The sequence below is a fragment of the Clostridia bacterium genome (assembly GCA_035561135.1).
GTDB lineage: Bacteria > Acidobacteriota > Terriglobia > Terriglobales > Acidobacteriaceae > DATMYA01.
The window spans coordinates 1-8,455 of sequence record DATMYA010000016.1; the positions used below are offsets into that span (position 1 = coordinate 1).

The 8,455-nt window shown below is 60.6% G+C and carries 4 protein-coding genes; all 4 read right to left on the reverse strand.

The genetic code is table 11. From position 1 onward, the window contains the following. Position 1 precedes the first annotated feature (1 nt). Positions 2-1,327, reverse strand: a complete 1,326-nt coding sequence (locus tag VN622_04845; GenBank protein HWR35183.1) for a hypothetical protein — start codon at positions 1,325-1,327, stop codon at positions 2-4. Between the two features lie 912 nt (positions 1,328-2,239). After that, a complete protein-coding gene (locus tag VN622_04850) occupies positions 2,240-3,403 on the reverse strand; it encodes a GntR family transcriptional regulator (GenBank protein ID HWR35184.1) in 1,164 nt (387 codons plus the stop codon). 153 nt (positions 3,404-3,556) lie between these two features. After that, entirely contained in the window at positions 3,557-7,099 is a 3,543-nt protein-coding gene (locus VN622_04855; GenBank protein ID HWR35185.1) for a carboxypeptidase regulatory-like domain-containing protein, read from the reverse strand. 18 nt (positions 7,100-7,117) lie between these two features. Next, positions 7,118-8,455, reverse strand: a 1,338-nt coding sequence (locus VN622_04860; protein ID HWR35186.1) for a hypothetical protein, incomplete at its 5' end; no start/stop codon positions are given.

Here is an 8,455-nt window from a genome sequence, read left to right on the forward strand (position 1 = left end):
TTCAGGCGTTCACGAGTGCCGGCTCCTCTTCTGTTGCCGAAACTTTCATCGGCAAAATGCCTGCCTCCTGATTTCCATCGATATCGAGAAGTTCGCGGAAGGCCGCCTCAATCGTTCGCACGGCATTGCTCAATTCATGGAGCCAGTTGCCCCAGAACTGCTCGATCGAAGGTACCTGGTGGGTTTGACGAATCTCGCGCTGGATGTCTTTCCGCAGCGAGGGGAGGTCAAAACCGCGCAGCATGGCGGCCCCGACATCGGTGAGATTGATCCGGTCGTTCACATCGACAGAGAGAAGTTCCTTGCGGAACGTGCGTTCCCCGCCATCCTTGCCGGTAAACGACACACGCTCCTGGAAGGTGATGGCGCCCGAAAGAACTTTGGCGTCATTCGCCATCTGCAGTAGCGTGGTCGCAGTCGTGGGAGCCTTCACACCGATGGGCGGACTGGTGTCGTGCAGCCGGACCTGCGCGGGACCGGAGATGCCGACCCAGAGATCGCTCGCCAGCTGAGTCATCGAAAAATAGTTGGCGACGATGGCTTCCAGTTCCCGGTCTTCGAGCTTTTCGATCTCCTTTGGTTGGAAACGCGTGGCTTCGTCGGCGCGTTTGACGAAGTCGTCCTGATACTGCGTGCCCTCATACAACCTATTGAGAATTTCCGCGGTCCAGTTCGGATGACTGTAGGTCCAGGCGACCGGGATGATCTCGGCGCCTAACTGTTGGAGCCGTACAACGATCGTGTAGATCAGCTTCTTATTACTGCTCTCGATGTAGACGCGGCCTTCGTTGAAGTCCAGGAGCACCGGAACCTGTTTGCGTACGGGGGCCGTTACGCCGAGCGTTTCCTGGTCAACCGACTTCTTGTCGATCGCTTGCAGAAACCGATAAGGCCGCTCCAGCAAAACATAGGAACGCTGCTCCTTGATGGAGGCTAGATCGCTGACGTCCTTCCATTCATTCGAGACGGCCCATAGGCCATACCAGGGCATTGTGGCGTGAAGCTGGAACTGCGCTACGGTGAACCCATAGCCCCCGCAGTCCAATATCTCTGCGGGAAGGGGGTGATCGGAACCTGCCTCGTGTTCCGTGATCGCATACTGCGCGAGTGCCTCCTGGTGCTCTAAACCGATTGGATGCTCTTCGTCGAGACGGGGAGCGCCGAACGGATTGATTCCGAGCGCATCGGAACTGAATTGCCGGGTGACGGCGGATGCGGCCATCTGCGAACAAGCCGCCATAACCGGTCGGTCTTCCAGGCTTGTTCTGAAGGTGTCGAGTGACTCTTTCGCGAGCCCAACGATGGCCCAAGTACCACGTCCAAACATGCGCACTTCCTGTTTTGTTCTAATGAGGGTCGATCAACACCTGAAGCTGGCAGCGCGAGGGAACTGGTCGGCTGGAAAATCGGAAGGTCTAGCCCCCCAATCTCCGGGCCCGTGAACCCCATGGCTTGGCAATTGACGCCTGACTCCCAACCTTTTTACCACGATGCGGGTTTCGGCGGGTCTGTTCCCGCTCAACCTGCTCGGCGCCGGTCGATCTGCATAGTCTACACGGGACACCAGCGCGCTACGGAAGATCGTGCTCGATCTACCCAGTTTTTGGATGGCGCGGTCGCCGCGCGGCATACTCCGCCGGGTGCACACCCGTCAGGAGCGGCAACTCCATTTCCTCGTTGTCGACGAGCCCGTCTGGATGACGGCCCGCCGAAGTAATCGTGCCCGTAGAACCATGTCGGATCGGCGACGAAGCCGGCGTTGTCAATGCACCACGCATGCTCCATAGGTCGAGGAAGGTCGCGTAGCCCTCAACGTACGTGAACCGCTTGGGAAGCTGAATCCGGCGGCGCCGAGGAGGAAGTAGCCACTCCCGTCCATGCCGACCGGTGTAGCAGTTACCCGGTGGCCGCCCGCTCCTACCCTGGTGTTGTATTCACAACCTCGGCCGGTGCCGTTCTGGCCGCCTTTTTGCCAGCGGCCGTACTGGTCACAGACTTCTTCCTCCGCGTAGGCTTCCGGACCGCGGATTTCTTCGCCTTGGCCTTCGGCTTCGCTTTCTTCGCTTCAGCCTCGGCCGCCTGCTCGCGTTCCTTGTGGAAGGCACTCCACTACTTCTAGAGCGCCGCTGCGATCCGCTTACGGCCGGCTGCTAATCTTCCGCTTCCTGGGCGCTGCGGCGGTCGTAGCTGTTGCCTGGCGGAATACGGCCGGCTCCGTTGTGCTCGGGCCATAGAGGGATTATATGGAGATTGGCGGCAGAGGGGAAGCTGGCTTTAGCTCAAGTGACATGCTCACATCCAGGGGCGGCGCGGTTGTTCCCCGAACTAGGAGCTGAACGGGGATTAGCACTTGACCCTGCAAATCGTCGCCCTTCTCCAGTTGGTCGATTAGCGCATTTGCTGCTATGCGCCCAACCTCCATGAGGTCCGCTTTGATAGTGGTCAATGCCTGAGCGCCCAGACCTAGGTCGTCATATCCTACGACGCTGATGTCCTTTGGGACTTTCATGTCAGCGATGGCCAGTGCTTCCATGACACCTAGTGCGACATAGTCGTTGGTCACCAGAAGAGCCGTGGGCAGACGCCCTGCCCCTATTAGTTTTTGCATACTGCGAAAGCCCGCCAGAACTCCCGGAACCAACTCGGAAACAGATAGGAATTGAGTGTACCGCGGGTGGTAGGTCAGTCCGCACGCTTCCAGCGATTGCCAAAAGGCCTCATACTTCTGGGAAGCCGAAAAACCGATAAACCCTATCTCGGTGTGGCCGAGCGTTCTCAGGTGCTCGACTGCCATTCGAGTACCAGTAGCGTAATCGATTCTGATTGCATCCATGGCCTCGTCGCCGACCAACAGGTCTACCGCAATCAGCGGACATTCCAAGCGCCGGAGTCGCTCGAACGCACCCCGGCTAACGCCGCCGACTACTAAGTTTCCGTCCAACCCTCCAGTCAAGTCGTCTTCTGCGAAGATCTGGTCGAGCGATTGAGTACTTTCGTCAATGGCATGGAACTGAAGGCGGTAGCCCCGCTCGCGGCAGACCTCTCCCACCCCGGTGAGGATTTGGTTATAGCCCGGTTGGACGAATCCAAAAATGCCGGCGCCGATCCAGAAGCCGATCTGGCGGACCCCGACCGCCTTCGGGTCGCACCTAGGAGCGGCTTTGGAGACGAACGTGCCCCGCCCGGCCATTCGGGAAAGGACGCCCTCGCTGAGGAGTTCTGTGATTGTTTCCCGTACGGAAGTCCTCGAGATTCCACATTGTTCGGCGAGGCTGCGCTCGGAAGGCAAGCGGTCCCCGGCTTTGAATGTGCCCTCGCGGATCGCCCTCAGCAGAAGGGTCCGTAGCTGTTGAGGAATAGAGACCGGTCTGTTCGCATCGATCAGATCAGGTCGCAGTTGCATTGGGGTGAGGTTCCATTTTTAGTGATCCACCCTACCACTATTACACGGTCTGACCACATCAGTCCACAACCGCCACGGACCAGGAGATCGTCCAGCCGGACGGTGGAAACGGGGGAGCGCCCGGGCGCTGAACCGGGCGCTCCACGGCGCGTGTTACCAAAGAAACTTCAATCCGAGCTGGATGGTGCGTCCCCGGTTGGAGTTGGCCGTGCTGACGGAAGCCTTGTTTAGAGTCCCGAACAGCGCGCTGGTGACGCTATTGTTGAAGGGCTGCGCGAGGAACAGGTACGTGTTGGTGGCATTGAAGGCTTCGGCGCGGAACTGCAGGCGGGTCTTCTCGGTGATCTGGGTTGTCTTGTTCAACGAGAGATCCACCTGCGGCGCGGAGTGCAGGCGTATGCGGCCGTCGTTGACGGTCGAAAAACGCGGGCTGTAGCGCGGCGGCACCAGGTAGTAGTACTCCTTGCAGCCGTAGCTCACGCTGTAGGGCTGCATGGTGATGCTGCCGTTGTCGTTCCACTGCGCCACGCAGGGTTGCACGGCGCGCACGTCCGGCGCACTCCAGTCGACGTCGCCCACCCGCGCGTCTTTGAGGGTGATGACGTTAGGAAGGGCCCACGGGCGGCCGGATTCGTAGAAGAACATGGTGGCGTTCTCCCAGCCGCTCACCAGCCGGCTCCAGAATGGGTGCGAGGTATTGAGCCAGTGCTTGCCCTTGCCAAAGGGCAGCTCGTAGATGCTGCCGATGCTCAAGCGGTGGGGCCGGTCCCAATCCACGAGACCGCGCTGCGGCTCCATGCGGAGGCTATCCAGCCAGCCACGCTGCATTATCTGCTTTGAAAGCGTGTAGGATACCATCACGTTCAAGCCGCTCTTGCGCCGCGTTTCCCAGGTGATCTGCAGGGAGTTGTACCAGCTCTTGCCGTCATTACGGTTCACCTCGGTGAGGGTGCCGAACTGCGGATACGCAACCGCCAGCGAGGTGCGCGCGACGGTGGGGCTGCTGTAGAGCGAGGTGCCGGTGAACGGCTCCAGTTGGTAGAAGGGATTGGGGAGGCGCTCGTCGCAATACAGCGGGTTGCCGCCTTCCATCAGGTTGCACTTGTTCCGCAGGGAGACGTCGTAATTGTTGAACGGATAAGTATCCTGCAGGTCGTGGCCGCGGCTGCCCACGTATGAGATCTCTACCTTCGAGGAGAACGGCAGGCCGTACTGGAAGCCCAGCGAGAACTGGTCGAGGTAGGGGATGCGGAACTCGGGGTTGGCGACATTGAATCCCTGTCCCAGGAAGGTGAGAAGTCCGCGGGAGGCTCCGGCGGGCGCGATCACACCGTTCGGGAACGGGTTGTTCAGGACGTTGGGAATGGAGGTGCGGGTACCGTCGAGCGAGGTGACGACATCCGTGCGCTGACTGAACCCGTAATTAAGCGAGTCGTAGCTCTCGGTCGGATTCATGTACGTGCGACCCCATCCGCCGCGGACGACGAGGTTGTCGCGGAGGCTGTACGCGAAACCGAAGCGCGGCTGGAAGTTGCTTTTCCGCAGCTTGGCGGGCATGCGCGAGTTGCCGCCTACACCGGTAAACAGCATGCCGCCGCGGACGGGCGGGGTGCCGGGATAAGCGGCGCGGTTGATCAGAGCATCGACCGGGCTCAACGTCTGGGCGTCGAAGCCGCGGGTGAGGCGGTTGAAACGCTCGGTGGGCGGATGGTTGAGGTCCCACCGGAAACCCAGGTTCAAGGTGAGGCGGCGGGACACTTTCCAGTCGTCCTGGATCCAGGGCGCGTAGTAGCGGTAGAGAAAAATGGGGAAGGCGTTGACGGAGGCACTCCCGCTGCTCGGCGTCCCGAGAAGGAAGGACGCAACGGAATCGCCGCTCAGGGCGTCGGCGCGGTTGTACTGCTGTTGCGTCCAGCCCGGATTGGCCGCCAGCGTAAACGGGGGGTTGCTGTTATAAGTGCCCACCGACCACTGGGTCCAGCGCAGGTCCAAACCGGTTTTGATCACGTGCGGACCGATCACCTTGGTGACGGTCGGCTGGATGCCGAAATTGTTCGTGTGGTTGATCTGGTAGTACCCGCCCAGGGTGGTGTAGTTGGAGAACTCGTACCTGCCGAACCAATCGGGGAGGACTACCTGGTTGTTCATGGATTCCGGAAAGCCGTGTTTGGTCAGTGGATAATTGGCGTTCTCGACGATATTCCGATCGTTGTTGAAGAAGTTGAACGACAGGCGCAGGTTGGCGATGAAGGTGGGGCTCAGGGTGCCGACCCAGTCCAATACATAGGAGTCGTTGATCTTCTTCTCGCCCCATTCGTTGGAGTACTCGCCTAGGCCGCGCAGGCCGTTGAAACTGTTGTGGTAGGTCCAGTCGCTCCAGCCGCGGCGGAAGAAGAAGCGGTGATTGTCGCCGAGGTTATGGTCCAGTTTGCCGACCACGCTATAGCCCGTGGAACTGCCGGGATTCGCGGCTCCACCGACCTGATAATTCAATCTCGAATAACCTTGGCCCGCGGTCTTGGTGTTGGCCTTGGGCATGAAGCCCAGGATGTTGGTGGCGATCGGGTTGATGCGGTCCTTGGGGATGACGTTGCCGGCGAACGGTGTGCGCGTCCAGACGCCATTGATGTCGCGCCCCGTGGTGGGGTCGTAGATCGTTATCAGGCGGTTGTTGGCGTCCACCAGTTTGCTGAAGTCCCCGGCGCGCATGTCCGCTTCCGGCACGGACAGCAGCAGGGGCATCGGAGTCGAATTGCGCATGCTCTCGAAGGTGCCCGTGACGAAGGTGCGGTTGCGGCCGTCGTAGACTTTCGGGATCAGCACCGGGCCCTCCAGATGGAAGCCGAACTGGTCCCTGGTCGACTGCCCGCGCGGTGCGCCGATGGCATTGTTCTGGAAGGAATTGGCGCTGCCCCACGAGCGGTTCAGGTATTCGTAGCCGGTGCCGTGAAAGACGTTGGTGCCGCTCTTCACTGAGATGTTGAGGATGCCGCCGCTGGTACGGCCGTACTGGGCGTCGTAGATATTGGTCTGGATCTTGAACTCCTGGACCGAATCGACGGGAGGTACATAGCCAACACCGCCATTGAAGGCCTTGGTGTCATTGGGTGCGCCGTCCAACTGGAAGCTGTTGGAGTTGGACAGTCCGCCGTTCATGGCCCATTTCTCGATGGCGCCTTGGGAGAAGATGCCTTGCGCCGCAATCTGACCGGTGAAGCCGACGCCCGGCACCAGCCGGGAAAGCATCATCGGATTGCCGCCGTTGAGGGCGAACTGCGTGACGCGCTGGTTGTCGATTACGCTCCCGCGGTCCGCCTTGACGGCGTCGAGCAGCGGAGCTTCGCTGGTAACCGTGACCTGTTCGGTTACCCCACCGACCTCCAGCTTGATTTCCAGGCTGGCGGCCTGGCCGAGATTAAGAATCAAGCCCGAACGCACGAATTTCTTAAATCCGGGCGCCTCGGCCGAGACTTGGTAAGTTCCGGGTCTGAGGAACGGGACCCGGTAGTCGCCCTGGGCATCCGAAACGGTGGTGTTCTGCTCGTTGGTGGCGACGTTCTTGACCAGCACTGTGGAACCGGCGATCGAGGCTCCAGTGCTGTCCATGATGCGGCCTGACAGAGTGGCCCGGAATTCCTGGCTCCATAGCAGAGACGCCAGAAGCAGGCCGCCGAGTAATGCAAAATTTCGCTTCATATCGGGGCTCCTTAAGAGTCATTCGAAAAGTGAATTGATCAATTCCACCGTGCGGTTCACCAGTAACTGGCCGCCTTCCGGCCCTACCTTGTTGCTGGGGATTTCAGCGCCATAGCCGCCTCCCGCCACCGCCTTTTCGGTCGGCAGATACCCGGCGCTGTCGCAGGCCAGTTGCAGCAGGAAGGTCTGTTCAGCTCGGCTGCGCGCCTTCATCCGGAGGCCGAAGTCCACAAACAGCTCGAATGGGTTGGTGGCCAGCGCAACGTCGCCTAAGCGGATCACGTGCAATTCCATCGGGAACTCTGTGGTGCTGTCCTGCCCGCGATAGCGCTCAATCACATCGCTGGCGCGCTTCATGAGCCGGTATCGATTGCGCTCCGTGGCGGGCGCCTTCTCCAGGCGGGCGTGCTCTGCTCGGGCCCACTGCAACTCCGCGGGAGTCACTTTGCGCACTGGCAAGCGCAAGTCTTCAACGCGATGCGCGAACGGCGCCGCGGTTCGAATAGCAGCGGCTGCGGCCGGATAGACATCTTCGACAGCGTGTGCGATGCGGCGGGCGATCTGGCCCGTTTCGGAAACACCTAGCCGCTGGCGCATTTTCGCCTCGGTCGCTTTGCGGAGCTGCACGTGAGGCGACTGGTCACCGGCCGCGCCGGTCATGGGGAACACGAACAAGCCGTCGCCGTAGCGCTGTCGGAGTTCGAGCCTGATGTCGTGCCAGAAATCGGCGGAGATGAAGTACTGGTGTTCAAGTACCTGGGAGGGGCAGGCCACGTTGACGCCGATGCCGGTCAGCTTGCGCTCCGGCGTCCAGAAGAACATCAGTTCCAGAGCGTGATCCTCATAGCCCTCGAAGCCCATGAAGTCGGGCCGGTCGAGCTTGGCGTACATGGTTGACCGTCCGTCGGCAAATACAGCGCGCCGGTTATAACCAATCACCGCATGGCCCAGTGCCCAACTTACGCCGGCAGGGCGGCGCGCTTTCCACGCTTCAACTACGGCTCCACACACCTTGTCCGTCAGGAACTCCAGGAACTCGGAGGGAGTCATCACGCCTTCGGGGATCTCGTAATTGCCTTCGCGCATTTCCGGAGCCGTGTGCGTGTGGGTGGCATTGAGCAGCAGCTTGCGGCCGTCGAGCTCAGGCAGCGTGGCTTTGAGGCGCGCGCGGACGCGCGCCAGCAAATCTTTGCTCACCGCCACTACATCGAGCGATACCAGCACTGCCTGCTCGCCGCCGCTCTCTAACGCCAAGGCAGTGGCCGTCACCGGATCGTGCACGGATCTTGAGACGCGCGTGTGAAACTGGCCGGCCAGCGCTACGGGCCGGTCCGGAGTGATACTCACGGAGGCCCA

Coding starts and splice junctions, on each gene's coding strand:
- VN622_04855 (HWR35185.1), bottom strand. CDS start 7,099: ATGAAGCGAAATTTTGCATTACTCGGCGGCCTGCTTCTGGCGTCTCTG.
- VN622_04850 (HWR35184.1), bottom strand. CDS start 3,403: ATGCAACTGCGACCTGATCTGATCGATGCGAACAGACCGGTCTCTATT.
- VN622_04845 (HWR35183.1), bottom strand. CDS start 1,327: ATGTTTGGACGTGGTACTTGGGCCATCGTTGGGCTCGCGAAAGAGTCA.